Genomic DNA, 18170 nt, shown 5'->3' on the forward strand with positions numbered 1-18170 from the left:
CCCTACCCCCGGCGACGACGTCACCGGGTCCTGTATCGGGACCCCCAGGGGTTGCCGGCTACCCACCTGACACCTCCGTACGGTTATCGTCCGGTGCCCCGGCCTGATCACGCTCCATGGCCTGCCCCAGACGGATCCGGGCCATGTCTTCCAGGGCCGGCTGATGATGGGTGGTCATGACCACCGCCCCACCATCCCGCACCCGGTCCGCCAGCAGCCGTTCCACGGCGGCCACGGCGTCCACATCCAGGGCCGTAAAGGCCTCGTCCAGCAACCACACCGGTTCGTCCGCGAACAGCAGGCGTGCCAGCGCAACCCGCCGCTTCTGGCCGGCGGACAGGTGCTCACAGGGCACATGGGTCCAGGGGGCAAGCCCGACCTGGGCCAGTGCCTGGGCCAGGGTATCCCGACTCACGGCCTGCCGCCCCGCCACCAGCGCCTGCAGGTTTTCCATGGGCGTCAGCACCCCCTTGATGCCTGGCCGGTGCCCCAGGTAGAGGATATTGCGGCGCACCGTGTCCCAGTGCCGGTGCCGTGGCTGCCCGCGCCAGAAGATCTGCCCGCTCCAGTTGTCGTTGAGACCGGCCAGTATGCGCAGCAGGGTGGTCTTGCCCGAACCGTTGGGACCCTCGACACGGGTGAGCGTACCCGGCACTATGGAAAAACTCAGGTCACGGAACAGGGTACGACCGTCCCGTTCACATTCCAGACGCTCGGCCTTGAGCAAATGATCAGCCTGTGGCAGCGGCTCAGTCATCAGGGCCCCGGGTTGCCAGGGGGTGGCAGCGGCCACCCCGGGAAATACATCAAACCGGTATCACCGGTATCTTCCGGGAGAATTCCCGAAGCGGGCGCTATTATAACGAAACGGACCGTTGATTACTCTTGCCTGACCTCAAAACGACGAGTCGTATAGCACAAAACCCATGAAATTACCCGACGGTAACCCGGTCAATACCCAGCCCCCCAAACCGCCTGCCGGCAACGCCGGGACGGGGCAGCCCGATCCGCTGCGGCAACTGCAGAACCTGCAACTGGAAAACCGCCAGGCGGTGGTCGCACGGGTGGCGGAACTCCTGTCCCAGCGGGGCCTGGATCAGGCCGTGCTGGAAGTGCGCGGCCAGAAACTGACGGTCAACCTGCCGGGGGACCGGCCGGAACTGAAGGTGGGGGATCTGCTCAGGCTGATGCGGGAGGGCTCGTCGCTGACCCTGCTGGACAAGCTGCCAGCCACGGCGGAAACCCGTCTGGGCCAGGCCCTGATCCGCCACCTGCCCTGGCAACAACACCTGGACAGCGGCCTGAGCCAGCTGTTGGCTACCCTGTCCGCCGGTATGAGGGCGGCCCCGGGCGCCAGCACCCAGCCCGGGGCCAGCCAACCCGTGCCCGCCACCGTGCGGGAGGCCCTGCAGGCCATAGCGAAGCTGTTGCCCCGTGCTTCCACGGAAACCACGGGGCTGACGTTCCGGCCACTGCCGGCAACGTCGATCTCCCAGGCATCACTTGCCCCCCTCACGGGCCTGTCACCTTCAGGCACACCCGGGCTTGATGCCGAAGGGGTAAAACAATGGCTGATCAACAGCGGCGTGATGACCGAGGCCCGCCTGGCCCGGGGCACCCTGGACGCCGCTCCCACGGACCTCAAGCTGGCCCTCGGCCGGCTGGCCCTGACCCTGTTGCAGCACCAGAACCTGGGCAGCGACCAGTTCACCCGCTTCTCACCGATGCCAAGCCACGAACTGGTCACCTCGCCCCTCCAGTTCCCGGCGCCGACCACCATTCCCCTGGCGACTGGCGAGGGCCGGGAACCGGCTTCCCCCGGCCAGATGCTGCGCCTGCTGGCGGGCATGCTGAACCGGATCACGGTCAACCAGCTCCACAGCCAGTTGCTGACCACCCGCAGTGGTGCGGAGGGTGCCCCACAGGTCAATACACTGGTCACCGACCTGCCCTGGCTGGCCCCCGGCGGAGAGGTGAAGACCGCCCAGTTGCGGATCGACTACAACCAGCCCGAGCAGCAGGAAAAACAGGAGAAGCGACGCGCCGGCGTTGCTGAATGGCGGCTGAACCTGGCCATGGACCTGGACGATGCCGGCAAGGTGTTCTTCGATGTGGCCCTGCGACAGCAGGCCCTGTCCGCCCGGGTCTGGGCGGAGCGCCAGGCCACCGTGCGACAGGTCAACCAGGAACTGGGGGACCTGCGCACCCGGCTGACGGACCTGGGGCTGGAGGTAACGGAACTGGAATGCCGCAGGGGTCAGCCACCGGCGGCCGCCACCCGGCTGGAACACCGGCTGCTGGACACCCGGGCATGAAGGAGGAGCAACGATGACGGAACAGCGCAGCAGCGGTCGTGAGACCGCGGTCGCCCTCAAGTATGACGGCCAGAGGGCACCCACCGTCGCCGCCAGTGGCCTGGACGAGGTGGCGGAAGAGATTATCCGTATCGCCCGGGAGCACGAGGTGCCCCTCTACGAGAACGCCGAGCTGGCGGGCATTCTGGCGCGACTGGATCTGGACGAGGAGATTCCCGAAACCCTCTACCGGGTCATCGCGGAGATACTGGCCTTTGCCTTCCACCTGCAGGGCCGGACCCCGCAGGATGCCGGCCAGGACAGACCGGAATCCCCGTGAAGGCGGATTTCGGACAACCGTGTCAGGCGGCCCGCTGCTGACGACGTCGCAGCGCGGAGACCAGTTCCGCCTCGGGACGGGAAATACCGCAGGTATTCATCAGGTCATCCACATCGGCGCCCAGGTCCACCAGGCGGGAGGCTTCATCGTAGGAAACCCGCAACGGGTCGTTCTGGCGCATTTCATCGAACAGTGACCGCAGTTCGTGGAGCTGGCGCTCACAGGCGATCACCCGGTTGCCGACGCCGGCACTGCCGCTGCTGGTGGCGTGCAGTTCACGCACCAGGTTTTCGGTGTTGTCCCGCAGCTGCCGGCGTACGCGGTCGATCCGGCGGCTGTTAACCAGCCCCTGAACAGCCAGCAGAACAAAGGCAACAAGGGTCAGGGCCCAGGGGGCCAGTTGGGTCCAGTCGGTGGTCATCATCACTCGGTCCTCGGTTGGTGGTGATCACGACCGGGTGGCGATGGCCCCGGACCGCCACTTGCCAGGGTGACAAGTGGTCAGGCCCCGCAGGTGGTCAGGTCAGAGCGCGGCAATCTCCGCCCACTCGTGATCAGACAGCATCTTGTCGAATTCCACAAGAATGATCAGTTCGCCATTCTTGTTGCACACTCCCTGGATGAACTTGGCGCTTTCCTCGTTCCCCACGTTGGGTGCGGTTTCGATTTCACTGGCCTTCAGGTACACAACCTCTGCCACGGAATCCACCAGGATGCCCATCACCTGGCTTTCGGACTCCATCACCACGATACGGGTGGCGTCCGTGATCTCCGCATCCGCCAGCCCGAACCGGCGGCGGGTGTCGATCACCGTGACCACGTTGCCCCGCAGGTTGATGATGCCCAGGACATAGTCTGGCGCACCGGGTACCGGAGCAATCTCGGTGTAACGCAGCACTTCCTGGATCTGCATCACATCGATACCGTAGGTCTCGTCATCCAGACGGAAGGTGACGTACTGAAGGACCTTGTCGTTTTGGGCCTGACCCTGTTGTCCGTTATCGGATGCCATAATGCCTTGTCTCCTCGCAGGCCATCCGTCTAACGGGACAGCCTGATGTCAAAAAATCATCGTCAGTGCCCCATACTATCGTCAGGGGCACAAACCGTGCCAGAGTGGTTCGGTTTAATTTGGTAACCGCCGGTCCGCGCTTCCGTCGGCCTCCAGAAAGGTATCGGCCGGACCGGGGATGAACTTGAGGAAAGAATACCCGCCGAACAAGTATGTATACTTATGCGACGGTTTTCAAAGGCCCGTCAATCAAGCTCCAGGTGGTGTTCCCGCTCCGCCCGTGCCAGCAGTCCAGCCATGGCCCCCACATCGATCAGGGCGCACATGTGCTTGACCACGGTACCCGCCAGCCAGGGCCGCTTGCTGCGGGAGGTGCGCCAGCGCACCTGGTCCGGGTCGAGGGTGAAGGATTCCGCCACTTCGTCACAGGCCAGGGCCCAGTCGCTGTCATCCAGCCGGATCACGAAGCGATAACCGTCCCGGGCGCCTTCCGGTACCCGTCCGGCCATGATCCACTGGGCCGAGTCCACCACCTTGAGCTTCTGGTCCCGGTCCAGCAGCATACCCATATACCAGGGTGGGCGTCCGGGAATGGGCTTGATCCGGTCCTCGATGCGATGGATCGCCCCCAGCAGCACCAGCGGTACCGCCAGTTGCAGCCCCCCCACCTTGAAGATCAGGCATTCGAACGGCCGGTCGGCCCAGTCGGGGCTGGCCTCGGGCTCCGCGGGTGCGGGCGGTTCCTCGGCGGGCACCGCCACCGCTGTCTCGACGGACTGATCTTCTTCCACCTGCACAGGGGCAGGCTCGGGCTCGGGAGCGATAACCGTCGCCTCGGGCACCTCCACAGGCAAATCCGGCGCCACGGCCTCGTCAACCAGGGTCTGGACCCGGGTTTCGGGCTGCTCCGGCACCGGCGTCGCCGCCTCCTGTTCCTCAACGGTTTCCGTAGCGGTGGCGGTAGCCGTATGCAGCAGATCGTCCAGGTAGCTGACCAGTGCCGCGGACGGGTCCGCCAGATCGGTTGACGATTTCCGTTCAGCGACCATGGGACCTCCGCGACCGTTTTCCGTCGCCTGTCAGAAATCCGTCAGCAGCAACCAGGCCCGTCAGTTGGATGCCCATGAGGTGGTCCCCTCCATCAGGTCCTGCAACAGGCGCCGGTAGGCCCGCACGCCCTGGGTGTCCGCATCCAGCTTCGACGGTACCTGACCCGCCTGGCTGGCATCCCGGAACCGGGTGTCCACCGGAATCATGAAGCGCCAGAGATCTTCCGGGTAACTCTTGCGAAGCTGGTTGAGGCTGCCGACCGAGGCCTGGGTGCGCTTGTCGTACAGTGTCGGCACGATGGTGTAGTCCAGCCGGTTCTTCTGGGAACGCATGATCATCTGCAGGGTGTGGAGCATGCGCTCCAGCCCCTTGAGGGCCAGGAATTCCGTCTGCACCGGGACAATCAGGTGCTGCGAGGCAGCCAGGGCATTGACCATCAGAACCCCCAGGGACGGCGTGTTGTCCAGCAGGACATAGTCGAAGTCATCCCAGAGCTGGGCCAGGGCCCGCGAGACGATCAGCCCCATGCCCTCGACACCCACCATCTTGCGTTCCAGGGTAGCCAGGGCCGTGCTGGCCGGCAGCAGGGACAGCCCCTCGCAGCCGGTGTCTGTCACCAGTTGCGCCGGCAGGCCGTCAGGTACCTTGCCCTGGTGCTGGAACAGGTCGAAAACACTGTGGGGAATGCTGTCCGGGTCATAACCAAACCAGCTGGTGAGGGACCCGTGGGGGTCCAGGTCCACCAGCAGTACACGGTGACCCTGCTCGGCCAGCAGGCCGCCAAGGGTGACCACGGTGGTGGTCTTGCCTACCCCGCCTTTCTGATTCGCTACTGCCCAGATCCGCACAAACAACTCTCCCGTGAATGCCCCGACGGGGCCTGCTTACCGGTGTACATAACGCCGCCCTGTATATCGGCGGCCCTGACCGGAACTTGAGGAACACCATGCCAGCCCGGCGCCGGCAAACGATTGCCACCATGGCTCCCTTTTTCAACGTCTGAACCGGAGTTATTCAGATATCATGCCAGCCGGCGTCAGCGGTCCCGGACCGCGCCACGGATGGCCGCATCCCGGGAAATCAACAACACCACCCGGCGGTTACGACGCCGTCCTTCTTCCGTGTCATTGCGGGCCACCGGCTGATAGGCACCGTAGCCCACCGCGGCCATGCGTGACGGATTCACGCCTTCCGCCGCCAGCATCCGCACCACGGCGGAGGCCCGGGCCGCCGACAACTCCCAGTTGGAGGGGAAACGGCCGGTCCGGATGGGCCGGTCATCGGTGAATCCCTCGACCCGGACGGCGTTGTCGGTGTCCCGGATAATGTCAGCGATGCCTTCCATCACCGGGAAGGCATCGTAATGGGGTTCCGCGTCGCCACTGCCGAACAGCAGGCTGTCCCGCATGCTCAGTTCGATCCACTGGTCACTGACCTGGAGGTTCACCACGCCCTGGTTCATCAGGCTGTCGAATTCCATGGCGAACTGGTTGGCCATGCTGCGCAACGCCTCGCTGCGCTGGGCCTGCTCCCGGACCGTGGTGGACGGCTCCGGCTCGGGCGAGGGGGCAACGGGGGGAGGAATCACCGACTCGTCCGACGGCAACGCGACGCCGGGCTCCTCACCCACCGGTATCGGCTGGATGGAGCGTTGGGGGGCGTTGAAGACACCGGTCAGGGTTTCCGAGAGCACCTTGTACTTGCCCTCGTTTACCGACGACACGGAGTACATCACCACGAAGAAGCCGAATAGCAGGGTGATGAAATCCGCGTAGGAGATCAGCCAGCGCTCCTGGTTATTGGCGGCTTCAGCTCGTCTTGATCGACGCCTCATGGTGATCCCCCGTCCGGATGGTGACCTTTTCAGGACTGCACGAAGCCCCGCAGGCGCATCTCGATGGACCGTGGATTTTCGCCTTCCGCAATCGCGATGATGCCATCAATCATCATATCCTCGTAACGGCTGCGGCGGCGGACAATTTCCCGCATCTTGTTGGCAATAGGGAAAAACAGCAGGTTGGCCAGCGCTACCCCATAGATGGTGGCCACAAAGGCGGTGGCGATGCCGGTTCCCAGGGTGGACGGATCAGTCAGGTTGGTCATCACCTGGATCAGCCCCATCACCGCACCGATGATACCAATGGTTGGTGAGTAGCCCCCCATGGCCTCGAACACCTGGGCCGCCTCCAGATCCCGCTGTTCCCGGGATTCCAGGTCCACCTCCAGCACCCCACGGATGGTTTCGGTTTCGGCACCGTCCACCAGCAGTTGCAGCCCCTTGCGGGCGAAAGTCTCCGGTTCCTTCTCCGCCACCGCTTCCAGGCCGAGCAGGCCCTGTTTGCGGGCCTTGACGCTCCAGTCCATGATCTTGCCGATGCCATCGTCCAGCCCGATATAGGGCGGGAAGAACACCCAGCGGGCCTGGCTGAAGGCTCGCCTGAGCAGGCCGGCGGAGGTCTGCAGGATGGTGGCGGCCAGGGTGCCGCCTACCACGATCAGCGCTGCCGGCAGATTGAACAGCGACGCCAGGGTACCGCCCTCCAGCATGTTGCCGCCCAACAGGGCCGCAAACGCCAGGATGATACCCAGCAGGCTGAGGATATCCATTAACTCACCCCTTCAACCAGGCGCGGTCCGATCTCATCCAGGGGCAGCACTTCGTCGCTCAGACCGGCCTTGGCCACGGCCATGGGCATGCCGTAGATCACCGAGGTTTTTTCATCCTGTGACCAGATCACGGAGCCGGACTGCTTCATCATGCGGCAGCCTTCCTTGCCGTCGGCGCCCATACCGGTGAGGATGATCCCCAGGGTCTTGCCGGGAAAGCTCCGGGCCAGAGAACCGAAGGTGACATCCACGCTGGGCTTGTAGTTCAGCCGCTCATCCCCGGGAAGGATACGCACCCGTCCCTGGCCGCCGCGGTTCTCAATCATCATCTGCTTGCCGCCGGGGGCGAGCAGTGCCAGGCCGGGGCGCAGCATATCGCCATCCTCCGCCTGCCGGACCTGGATACGGCACAGCTTGTTGAGGCGCTCGGCAAACGCCGGGGTAAAGCTGCCCGGCATGTGCTGGACCAGCACCAGGGGTGCCGGGAAATTGGCGGGCAGGTCCACCAGTACCTTCTGCAGGGCAATAGGGCCGCCGGTGGAGGTGCCGATACCCACGACATTGTAGTGCCGGCTGGGGGTGCGACGACGGGCTGGCCTGGCCGGCGGCTCGGGTCGGGTTGAACGGCTGTCGGGTTGTGGCTGGCGGGCGTCCCGGGCCGGGGCCGGCCGGTCGGTGGTAGTCGGGGACGGCTTTCGGCCAACGGTGGGCGCTGCGGCACCACGCTCCGCCCGGGGCTGGCTCCGTGCCACATCGAGGATACGCTCCCGCAGGATGCGCTGGAGTTCGGAACCGTCCCGGGCGATGTCCTCGAAGTTCTTCGGCAGGAAATCCACCGCCCCGGCTTCCAGGGCATCCAGGGTGACCCGGGCCCCTTCGTAGGTGAGGGAGGAGAACATCAATACCGGCGCCGGGCAGCGCTGCATGATCTCCTTCACCGCCGCAATGCCGTTCATCACCGGCATTTCGTAATCCATGGTGATGACATCGGGGCGCAGCTTTTCCGCCAGTTCCACCCCTTCCCTGCCATTGCTGGCGGCACCTACAACACGGATGTTGCCGGATGCGTTGAGGATTTCCGTCAGTCGCTTGCGGAAGAAACCCGAATCATCAACGACCAGGACAGAAACCGTCATCCATTCCCCCTATCGGTGAAACCCGCCATCAGCCGTAATGTTGCAACAGGCTGGGCACATCAATAATCAAGGCGATACGGCCATCGCCGGTAATGGTGGCACCCGCCATGCCCGGCGTACCCTGCAGGGCACGTCCCAGGGGCTTGATGACCACTTCCTCCTGGCCAATCAACTGATCCACCACGAAGCCCACCTGCTTGGTGCCCATGGCGACAATCACCACATGGGCATTGTCGGGCTCGGCGGAGCTGGTATCGGACGGTACCAGCCAGCGCTTGATATGGAACAGTGGGAACACCTTGTCCCGAACCACGATGCACTCGCGACCGTCGACAATGTTCTTCTTGCTGAGATCCAGGTGGAAGATCTCCACCACGTTCACCAGCGGCAGCGCGAAGGATTGCTCGCCCAGCATGATCATCAGCGTCGGCATGATCGCCAGGGTCAGCGGCACCTTGATACGGATCGCGGTGCCCTCGCCCAGTTTCGACTGCACCTCGATCTGGCCATTGAGCTGGCTGATCTTGGTCTTCACCACGTCCATGCCCACGCCACGGCCGGACACGTCGGAAATCTGGTCCTTGGTGGAGAAGCCGGCGGCGAAGATCAGGTTGTAGCATTCGCTCTCGGTCAGGCGGTCGGCGGCATCCTGGTCGTAGATGCCCTTGTCCACCGCCTTCTGCCGCAGCTTGTCCGGATCCATGCCGCCGCCATCGTCCTCGATGGACAGGAGGATATGATCGCCTTCCTGCTCCGCCGACAGGTTGACGGTGCCCTGACGGGGCTTGCCCGCCTTCTCCCGCACATCCGGCGCTTCGATGCCATGGTCCACGGAGTTACGCACCAGGTGCACCAGCGGATCGGCCAGGGCCTCCACCAGGTTCTTGTCCAGGTCCGTGTCCTCGCCGTGCATGACCAGGCGAATTTCCTTCTTCAGGCTCCGGGCCAGGTCCCGCACCACGCGGGGGAACCGGCCGAACACCTTCTTGATGGGCTGCATCCGGGTGGCCATGACCGCGGACTGCAGGTCGGTGGTGACCACATCGAGGTTGGACACGGCCTTGTGCATCTCACTGTCTTCGCTCTCGTTGCCGAGGCGCTGCAGGCGGTTACGCACCAGCACCAGTTCGCCCACCATGTTCATGATGTCGTCCAGGCGCTTGGTATCCACCCTCACCGAGGTTTCGGCGGGGGCCTGGTTTTCCCGGGCCGGGGCTGGTGATTTGCCGTCGTCGGCCTTGCCGCCAGCCGCCGGCGCCTTGGCCGGCTGTTCCGGTTTCTTCGGTGCGGGTTCAGGGGCTTTCGAGCCGGATTTCCCGGATTCCGGTGGTTTCGGTTCCGCCTTGCCGGCCCCGGATGTCGATGCCGGCTTGTCGCCCCCAGCCTCCTTTTCGGTGGCTGCCGGACTCTTGCCCTTGCCATGCAGATCGTCCAGCAGCCGCTCGAACTCGTCGTCGGTAATCAGGTCACTGTCGCCGGAGGCCTTGCCGTCATTACCGGCAGGCTGGTCATCCGCCTTCGCGGTGTCTTCCTCGCCCTGATCCGGGTCTTCAATCTCCGACGAGGCCACCTCGCCGGAGAACCGCCCCTTGCCATGGAGCTGGTCCAGCAGGGCCTCGAACTCATCATCGCTGATATCATCGCCATCCTGGCTGCCGGTATCGGCGGCGCCCTGCTCCGACGAGGATGTGCTGTCGGCCTGCTTGCCGTCGTCGAGGGCATCGAGAAGCTGCTCGAACTCCTCGTCGGTAATATCCCCCTGGTCGCCACTATCCGATGCGCCCTGATCTGAATCCGGCTCCGCCGGCTGTTGGTCCGCTTTGGTCGCGGACGCCTTCGCCGGTGCCTGCCCCTCGGGCAACGCGTATTCATCCAGGGTATCGATCAGCGACTGGGGCGCGGGAGTCGGCTCGTCGCGATTCCGCACCTGGTCAAACATGGTATTGACGTAGTCCAGGGTTTCCAGCACCACGTCCATCAGCTCCGAGGTCACCGTACGCTTGTGGTTCCGCAGGGTGTCGAAGACGTTTTCGGCGGAGTGGCAGCAGTTGACCAGTGCGTCCAGCTGCAGGAATCCGGCACCGCCCTTGACGGTATGGAAGCCACGGAAGATGGCATTGAGCAGATCACTGTCATCCGGGTTCTGCTCCAGGTCCACCAACTGCTCCGATAGCTGTTCGAGTATTTCGCCAGCCTCGATCAGGAAATCCTGGAGAATCTCTTCGTCTGCATCTAATGCCATGCATTCACCTCAATTAAAAGCCGAGACTGGACAGCAGGTCGTCAACGTCGTCCTGTCCGGACACCACGTCAGACCGCTCTGCGGCGCGCATCTGGGGGCCTTCCCCCTTGATGGAGGCTTCCTTTTCCTTCAATTCATGGACGGTTCCGGTGAGCTGGTCCACATGGCTTGCCATGACCACCAGGCTCAGCAGGTTCTCCTCCACATCCTTAACCAGCGAGGTCACCTTCTGGATAACCTGCCCGGTCAGGTCCTGGAAATCCTGGGCCAGCAGGATCTCCGAGAGATCCCTGTACATTTCTTCGGCGTCGTTCGACAGGCTCTCGAAGAAGCGGTCTATACGACCGTAGAGCTCGCGGAATTCGTCCTTTTCCATTTCCCGTCGGCGCAGGCGTTGCCAGTCATCACGCAGGGATCTGGCCTCCTCGCACATGGCATTGGCCCGGGGCATGGCCACTTCCACCAGGTCCATGGTCCTGTTGGCGGCGTTGCTGGTCATTTCCACCACATACTGGAGCCGGTCCGACGCGTCGCCCATCTTCGACAGGGCTTCCTGCTGTTCGGCGTTCTGGGGCTGGATCTGGAAATTGCGGATGGCCTCGTGAAGGCTGCGGGTCAGGCGACCAACTTCCCGGTAAAGGCTCTGGTCCCTTACTTCACTCAGCTCATTGATCAGGGTCATGGCCCTGGCGTAGTCACCGGCGTTGACCTGTTTCACCAACTCGTTGGCCTGCTCCTTGAGTTGGCTGGTGATTTCCGGGTCAAGGTCTGGGCCACTGTGTTTATCTTCGCTCATGGGAGCACATCCGGACTGTCGGTTCTGGTTTCAAAGCGCACCCGACGCTTCACTCAATACGCTCGAAGATCTTCTCGATCTTCTCCTTGAGTACGGCGGCCGTGAATGGCTTGACCACGTAGCCGTTAACCCCGGCCTGGGCCGCCGCCACGATCTGGTCGCGCTTGGCTTCCGCAGTGACCATCAGGATTGGCAGGTCCTTGATCTGTTCGTCGGCACGGACCTCCTTGAGCAGGTCAAAACCAGACATGCCCGGCATGTTCCAGTCGGTGACCAGAAAGTCATACTTGCCGGAACGAAGCATGGGCAGCGCGGTGTTGCCGTCGTCCGCCTCATCGGTATTGGTAAACCCGAGATCACGCAGCAGGTTCTTGATAATCCGTCGCATTGTGGAGAAGTCGTCCACAATGAGAATCTTCATGTTCTTGTCCAATGGGACCTCCAGTTGGTCGTCGCCGGAATAGTGACCTGGGCCTGGCAGTTTGGGCCCGGGCAACGTTTGATCAGGCTGTTCCGCTTCCGCCGGTTACTGGGCGGTTGGCGTTATTCTAGCAGCCCTGGCGTCGCTTACCGTTTCAATGTGTTATCGCCCGGCAGGGCGTGCTGGATTCCTGTCGCTCCGGCGCACTCTTCACCGCTCCGGGAATCAGAGTGTGCCGGCATCGGACGCCTGCCATTCGGACAGTCGTCCCCGTAATCTCAGGGCGGCCTGGCTGTGGATCTGGCTGACCCGGCTCTCGCTCACCCCGAGCACGGCGCCGATTTCCTTCAGGTTCAGCTCTTCCTGGTAGTAGAGGCTGAGCACCAGCTTCTCCCGCTCCGGCAGCGCCTCGATGGCCCCCGCCAGGCTATGACGGAAGGCGGCGCCCGACACGTCATCCAAGGGATTGTCCGAAGCCTCCTGTTCCTGTATCGGCAGCTCCCCGGATTCATTGAGTTCATCCAGGGAAAAAAGTCGACCGGAGTTGGTGTCACTGAGGCAGGCGTGGTACTCCGGCAGGGTCATGCCGAGTTCCTCCGCCACTTCGTGATCCTGGGCTTCCCGACCCTCACGACCCTCCACCGCCTTGATGGCGGCGGACACGCGGCGGGCATTGCGGTGAACCGAGCGCGGCACCCAGTCCCCCTTGCGAATCTCATCAACGATGGCACCACGAATACGGATACCGGCGTAGGTTTCAAAGGAAGCGCCCCGGTCCGACTGGTACTTCGCGGCGGCTTCCAGCAACCCCACCATTCCCGCCTGCATCAGGTCTTCCAGTTGCACCGAATCCGGCAGCCGGGCCATGAGGTGCAGGGCGATTTTCTTGACCAGCGGCGCATGCTGCTCCACCAGGTGGTGGGCATTCCGCCGGCCGGTCTGATGGTAGATTCCGAGACTTCTGGCCAATGTCATGTATCCGGTTAACCCATACATCAGGATTGGATCAGGCGTTGGTGCTTACCAGTCGCTCCACGAAGAACTCCAGATGCCCCCGGGGGGACGATGGTAGCGGCCAGCTGTCCACCTGCTCGGCCAGGGCCTTGATGGCCAGCGAGGCCTTCGCCCTGGGGTAGGCATCAAGCACCGCCCGCTGCCTCTGGACCGCCTTGCGCACCGCCTCATCGTAAGGAACCATGCCTACGTATTGTAGTGCAACATCCAGGAAGCGCTCGGTAACCCGGGTCAGTTTGCCGAACAGGTGTTTGCCTTCCTGCTCGTTACGGACCTGATTGGCCAGGATGCGGAAACGATTAACGCCATAGTCCCGGTTCATCAGTTTCATCAGGGCATAGGCATCGGTGATGGAGGTTGGCTCGTCACACACCACCAGCAGCAGTTCCTGGGACGCGCGCAGGAAACTGACCACACTTTCGGAGATACCGGCAGCGGTGTCGATGATCAGCACATCCACCTGATCACTCAGTTCGCTGAATGCATTGATCAGGCCGGCATGCTCCATGGGCGACAGCTGGGTCATTCTCTGGGTGCCCGAGGAGGCGGGAACAATCTTGATGCCACCGGGGCCATTGACCAGCACATCACGGAGATCGCACTCACCGGCCAGCACATCGGACAGGTTATGGTTGGCGGTGATTCCCAGCAGGACATCGATATTGGCCAACCCCAGGTCCGCATCCAGCAGGATGACGCGCCTACCCATTTGCGACAGCGCAATGCCGAGGTTCACCGAGACGTTGCTTTTGCCAACGCCACCCTTGCCACCGGTGACTGCAATAACCTGAACCGGATGTGGTCTGCTCATAGAGGTCTTAGTGTCCCGCCAAGATTTTTGTCGTTCAGTATCCTGTCATGCCTGAAACCACACCGGCCAGTACCGGGTGAAGGCGGTCAGGCACCTTCCGCCATGGTCTGCTGTTTCCGGGCATCACGCAAGCGTTCAACACCCAGGCGAACCAGCGATGCGGCGTTGGCCGGGTGCAGGTCCTGGGGGATCTTCTGGCCGTCCGTCACCCAGGCCACCGGCAAAGCCGTCTCCAGGGCGAACCCGAGCACTTCGCCCAGGGTCAGGGCCTCATCCAGCTTGGTCATGATACAACCCGCAAGATTCGCCATCTTATAGCAATGCCACATGGATTTCATGATCCGGGGCTGGCTGGTGGCGGGTACCACCAGATGTGAGCGTACCGGGTGGCGGCTTTGCGCCAGTTCCTGCAACTGCTCCTGGCAGCCGGGATCGGCGCCGGACAGGCCGGCGGTGTCGATCAGCACCAGGTGGCGCCCCTCCAGCTCGTCCAGTACCGCGTCCAGGCTGTGGGTGTCGTCCACGACCCGCACCGGCACATTGAGGATGCGCCCGAACACGAACAGCTGCTCGTGGGCGGCTACCCGATAACGATCCGTGGTGACCAGGGCCAGGGAATCGGCACCATGCTCCAGCACGTACTGCGCCGCAATCTTGCCGATGGTGGTGGTCTTGCCGGAGCCGGTGGGGCCTACCAGGGCGTAGATGCCGCCCCGGCCCGCCCATTCGCCGTCACCGGTTTTCAGGCCGGCCGCCAGCGTCCTGAGGGCGCGTTTCCAGTTGTCTTCCAACTTGCCGCGACCACCTTGCCGCGCCAGACTGGCCGCCAGCTGGGAGCTCAGACCAAACTCCTCCAGACGCTCTCCCAGACGCATGCGGACCGCATCCAGCGCCTCATCGGTGCCTTTTACGGGGGCCTCTTCGGCCTGGTTGGCCGGCGCCCGTTCGCTGATCATTGCCCGCAGGGAATCCAGTTCCCGCCGCATGTCCGCCAGTTCACCGGAGGACTCCGGGGTCGTGGCACCGGCATCGGATTCCTGACGGGTTTCCGGCACCGGTGGCAGATCGTCGGCATCCAGGCGGAGGTCCAGGGATTCCCCGCCCCGGCGTGGCTCGTAACCATTACCCCGGCTGCGCAATTCCCGGATTCGGTGGCGGGAGCGGTCAAGTTCTTCCTGCAGACGGCGATGCTGTTCCGCCTGCAGTTCCGCCAGCCGGCCACCGCTGGTGGCCTCGGCGGCCACCTCACCCAGCTTCTGGCGTGCCATGTTTTCGTCATAGTCCAGGGCGGTGACAATCTCCACGCCGCCGTCAACCCGGCGGCTGGACAGGATCACCGCGTCGTCGCCCATGGCCTCCCGGACCTGCTTCAGGGCCGTGGACATGGTTGCCGCAAAGAACCGTTTGACCTTCATCTGACTCTACCTCCCAAGTGGGCCGTTACTGGCCGACCGACGCCACAATGGTAATCTGCTTGTTGTCCGGCACTTCCTGGTACGACAGTACGTGCAGGCGATCCACCCCGTAGCTGGCAAACTTCGCCAGTACCGGTCTCAGCGGGGCCGACACCAGCAGGATCGCGGGCTTGCCCATCATTTCCTGCCGCTGGGCGCTTTCCTGCAATGATCGCTGGAGCTTCTCCACCATGCCCGGTTCCAGTACCAGGCCGATGTCGTCACCACCGCCGGATTGTTGACTCTGTTGCTGACTCTTCAGCAATAACTGTTCCAGTTCCGGGTCCAGGGTGATCACCGGTATCTCCTTGTCGTTGCCACAGATGCTCTGCACGATCATCCGGCGCAGGGCCTGTCGGGCCGCCGTGGTCAGCACCTTCGGGTCCTGGCTCTTGGGATGGACGTTGACAATGGCCTCGGCAATGGAACGCATGTCGCGGATCGGCACTTCTTCCTGCAACAGGCTCTGCAACACCTTCAGCAGGATGGAGATGGACACGGTGGTGGGCACCAGTTCCTCGGACAGCTTGGGCGAGATCTTCTCCAACTGGTCCAGCCACTTCTGCACTTCCTCATGGCCCAGCAACTCATGGGCGTGGCTCTGCAGGATCTGGTTGAGGTGGGTGGCCACCACGGTGCTGGCGTCCACCACGGTATAACCGAGGGTCTGGGCATTGTCCTTCTGGTCCGACTCGATCCAGATGGCGTCCAGGCCAAAGGCCGGATCCTTGCCGGCAATCCCTTCCACCTTGCCGAACACCTGGCCGGGATCGATGGCCAGTTCCCGTTCCGGATGGATCTCCGCCTCGGCAATGGTCACCCCCATCAGGGTGATGCGATAGACATTCGGCATCAGGTCCAGATTGTCGCGGATATGCACCGATGGCATCAGGAAGCCAAGATCCTGGGATAGCTTCTTGCGGACCCCCTTGATGCGACTGAGCAACTGACCACCCTGGGATTTGTCCACCAGCGGAATCAGCCGGTAGCCCACTTCCAGTCCGACAACGTCCACCGTGGCCACATCGTCCCAACCCAGTTCCCGGGTTTCCGGCGGTGCCGGCAGGCCCTGGTCGGCTTGTTCAGCAGCACCACCCGAGCCACCAGTGGGAGCCGGTCGGCCACCGGTGTCACGCCTGGTGGCGGGCCAGCTACCACCCTCCTCTTCCACGGTCTGATGCTGCTGCTTCCATATCCAGTACGCGGCTCCCGCCGCCAGCAGACCCAGCCCAAGAAAGGCCACATGGGGCATGCCGGGAATCAGACCCAGGATGATCAGGATGGTGGCGGCAATGGCCAGCGCCCTGGGGGCATCGAACATCTGCTGCAGGATCTGCCCGCCCATGTTCTGGCTGGAGGTCACCCGCGTCACCATGATGGCGGCGGAGCTGGACAGCAGCAGCGACGGAATCTGTGCCACCAGGCCGTCACCAATGGTCAGCAGGGCGTAGTTCTGGGTGGCGGTCTGGAAGGCCAGGCCATGCTGGATCATGCCGATGCCAATCCCGCCGATCAGGTTGATGAAGAGGATCAGCAGACCGGCAACGGCATCGCCTTTCACGAATTTGCTGGCACCGTCCATGGAGCCATAGAAATCCGCCTCCTGGGCGATCTCTTCCCGGCGGTGCTTGGCCTCTTCCTGGTTGATCAGGCCCGCGTTGAGGTCGGCATCGATGGCCATCTGCTTGCCGGGCATGGCATCCAGGGTAAAGCGGGCGCTCACCTCGGACACCCGGCCGGCGCCCTTGGTGACCACCAGGAAGTTGATGATCATGAGGATGGCGAATACCACCAGGCCCACCGCGTAGTTGCCGCCGATCAGCACCGCACCGAAGGATTCGATCACCTTACCGGCGGCATCGCCACCCTCATGACCGTTGAGCAACACGATGCGGGTGGAGGCCACGTTCAGGGCCAGACGCAGCAGGGTCGCCACCAGCAGCACCGTGGGAAACGCGGCAAATTCCATGGGCCGCAGGGCGTACACGCACACCAGCAGGATGGTAATAGAGAGCGCGATATTGAAGGTGAACAACACGTCCAGCATGAACGCCGGCATGGGCAGGATCATCATGCCCAGCAGGGCCATGAGCATCACGGGAATACCCAGGTTCCCCCGTGTCAGGGATTTGACGTTGTTCAGGACAAGGGCCCGGTCCATCTTGAGGGAACTCTCCACGGCTGAGGTTGCTCTGCGTTCGCCCGGGTCGGTTTTTTGACGCCCGGGCCGGCTTACCGGAGGTAGCGGCAATATCCGTACCATTTCTTACAGAATGGTCAGATTCCCCCCTGACTGAACTACGGGGATACGGTATCCTTGCGCAAATCCCACCCGACCAGATGACAGGTGAGCCATGCCCATTCACGAAGTCAAACACCCACTGATCCAGCACAAGCTCGGCATCATGCGCCGGGCCGATATCAGCACCAAGAATTTCCGGGAACTGGCACAGGAAGTGGCCTCCCTGCTGACCTATGAAGCCACCCAGGATTTCACCCTGAGCAAGGAAACCATCGAAGGCTGGGCAGGCCCCGTGGAAGTCGAGCAGATCGGCGGCAAGAAAGTGACCATCGTACCCATCCTGCGGGCGGGCCTGGGCATGCTGGATGGCGTACTCAGCCTTATTCCCGTCGCCCGCGTTAGCGTGGTGGGCCAGATCCGCAACGAGGAGACCCTGGAAGCGTCCACCTACCTGGAAAAACTGGTGGGCGAGCTGGATCAGCGCATGGCCCTGATCGTGGACCCAATGCTGGCTACCGGCGGCTCGCTGATTTCCACCATCGACCTGCTGAAGAAGGCGGGCAGCACGGAAATTCGCGCCCTGGTGCTGGTGGCGGCCCCGGAAGGCATCGAGAAGGTGCTGGAGGCACACCCGGATGTATCCATCTACACCGCATCCATCGACGAGCGGCTGAATGAGAAGGGCTACATCCTGCCCGGGCTGGGCGATGCCGGCGACAAGATCTTTGGCACCAAGCAGAAGGATGTCTGA

Annotated in this window: 18 protein-coding genes; 3 read left to right on the top strand and 15 right to left on the bottom strand. The window is 63.2% G+C overall.

The genetic code is table 11. The annotated features are described in order from the left end of the window. Window positions 1-58 precede the first annotated feature (58 nt). A complete protein-coding gene (ccmA, locus tag RO069_RS02120; RefSeq protein ID WP_328185010.1) occupies window positions 59-757 on the bottom strand; it encodes a cytochrome c biogenesis heme-transporting ATPase CcmA in 699 nt (232 codons plus the stop codon). Between the two features lie 169 nt (window positions 758-926). Between ccmA and fliK the strand changes: the two genes are divergently transcribed. Together fliK and RO069_RS02130 are read left to right on the top strand one after the other, a co-directional pair. After that, window positions 927-2315, top strand: a complete 1389-nt coding sequence (gene fliK / locus RO069_RS02125; protein WP_328185012.1) for a flagellar hook-length control protein FliK — start codon at window positions 927-929, stop codon at window positions 2313-2315. Window positions 2316-2328: 13 nt separating this feature from the next. Continuing rightward, entirely contained in the window at window positions 2329-2634 is a 306-nt protein-coding gene (locus RO069_RS02130) for an EscU/YscU/HrcU family type III secretion system export apparatus switch protein (RefSeq protein WP_328185014.1), read from the top strand. A gap of 22 nt (window positions 2635-2656) precedes the next feature. Here the strand turns inward: RO069_RS02130 and RO069_RS02135 are convergent, their stop codons facing one another. The 14 genes from RO069_RS02135 to flhA form a co-directional block, all read right to left on the bottom strand. Then, window positions 2657-3055: a DUF2802 domain-containing protein gene (locus tag RO069_RS02135; protein WP_328185090.1), complete on the bottom strand. Its 399-nt coding sequence runs from the start codon at window positions 3053-3055 to the stop codon at window positions 2657-2659. Between the two features lie 102 nt (window positions 3056-3157). Further along, window positions 3158-3646 (bottom strand): chemotaxis protein CheW, encoded by a 489-nt coding sequence (locus RO069_RS02140; protein ID WP_328185016.1) that lies wholly within the window; start codon window positions 3644-3646, stop codon window positions 3158-3160. Window positions 3647-3891: 245 nt separating this feature from the next. Further along, window positions 3892-4695, bottom strand: coding sequence for a chemotaxis protein CheW (locus RO069_RS02145; RefSeq protein WP_328185018.1), 804 nt, complete (start codon window positions 4693-4695; stop codon window positions 3892-3894). A gap of 60 nt (window positions 4696-4755) precedes the next feature. Next, window positions 4756-5544, bottom strand: a complete 789-nt coding sequence (locus RO069_RS02150; RefSeq protein ID WP_328185019.1) for a ParA family protein — start codon at window positions 5542-5544, stop codon at window positions 4756-4758. Window positions 5545-5732: 188 nt separating this feature from the next. Further along, complete coding sequence (gene motD / locus RO069_RS02155) at window positions 5733-6530, bottom strand: flagellar motor protein MotD (RefSeq protein WP_328185021.1); 798 nt, start codon at window positions 6528-6530, stop codon at window positions 5733-5735. Window positions 6531-6559: 29 nt separating this feature from the next. Next, window positions 6560-7303 (bottom strand): flagellar motor protein, encoded by a 744-nt coding sequence (locus RO069_RS02160; RefSeq protein ID WP_328185023.1) that lies wholly within the window; start codon window positions 7301-7303, stop codon window positions 6560-6562. Then, window positions 7303-8439: a protein-glutamate methylesterase/protein-glutamine glutaminase gene (locus RO069_RS02165; RefSeq protein ID WP_328185025.1), complete on the bottom strand. Its 1137-nt coding sequence runs from the start codon at window positions 8437-8439 to the stop codon at window positions 7303-7305. The genes RO069_RS02160 and RO069_RS02165 overlap by 1 nt, the downstream gene beginning before the upstream one ends. A gap of 28 nt (window positions 8440-8467) precedes the next feature. Next, window positions 8468-10681: a chemotaxis protein CheA gene (locus tag RO069_RS02170; RefSeq protein ID WP_328185027.1), complete on the bottom strand. Its 2214-nt coding sequence runs from the start codon at window positions 10679-10681 to the stop codon at window positions 8468-8470. A 13-nt stretch (window positions 10682-10694) separates the two neighbouring features. After that, window positions 10695-11477: a protein phosphatase CheZ gene (locus RO069_RS02175; protein WP_328185028.1), complete on the bottom strand. Its 783-nt coding sequence runs from the start codon at window positions 11475-11477 to the stop codon at window positions 10695-10697. A 49-nt stretch (window positions 11478-11526) separates the two neighbouring features. Next, entirely contained in the window at window positions 11527-11910 is a 384-nt protein-coding gene (gene cheY / locus RO069_RS02180; RefSeq protein ID WP_328185029.1) for a chemotaxis response regulator CheY, read from the bottom strand. Between the two features lie 213 nt (window positions 11911-12123). Beyond that, a complete protein-coding gene (locus RO069_RS02185; protein ID WP_328185031.1) occupies window positions 12124-12873 on the bottom strand; it encodes an RNA polymerase sigma factor FliA in 750 nt (249 codons plus the stop codon). A 31-nt stretch (window positions 12874-12904) separates the two neighbouring features. After that, window positions 12905-13723 (bottom strand): MinD/ParA family protein, encoded by an 819-nt coding sequence (locus RO069_RS02190; RefSeq protein WP_328185033.1) that lies wholly within the window; start codon window positions 13721-13723, stop codon window positions 12905-12907. A gap of 86 nt (window positions 13724-13809) precedes the next feature. Beyond that, on the bottom strand, window positions 13810-15138 hold the full coding sequence (flhF, locus tag RO069_RS02195) for a flagellar biosynthesis protein FlhF (protein WP_328185035.1): 1329 nt from the start codon (window positions 15136-15138) through the stop codon (window positions 13810-13812). 25 nt (window positions 15139-15163) lie between these two features. Then, entirely contained in the window at window positions 15164-17338 is a 2175-nt protein-coding gene (flhA, locus tag RO069_RS02200; RefSeq protein WP_328185037.1) for a flagellar biosynthesis protein FlhA, read from the bottom strand. Between the two features lie 193 nt (window positions 17339-17531). Between flhA and upp the strand changes: the two genes are divergently transcribed. Continuing rightward, window positions 17532-18170 carry a uracil phosphoribosyltransferase gene (gene upp / locus RO069_RS02205; protein WP_328185039.1) on the top strand — a complete coding sequence of 213 codons (639 nt, stop codon included), beginning with the start codon at window positions 17532-17534 and terminating at the stop codon, window positions 18168-18170.

The sequence above is a fragment of the Marinobacter sp. OP 3.4 genome (assembly GCF_036224885.1).
GTDB lineage: Bacteria > Pseudomonadota > Gammaproteobacteria > Pseudomonadales > Oleiphilaceae > Marinobacter.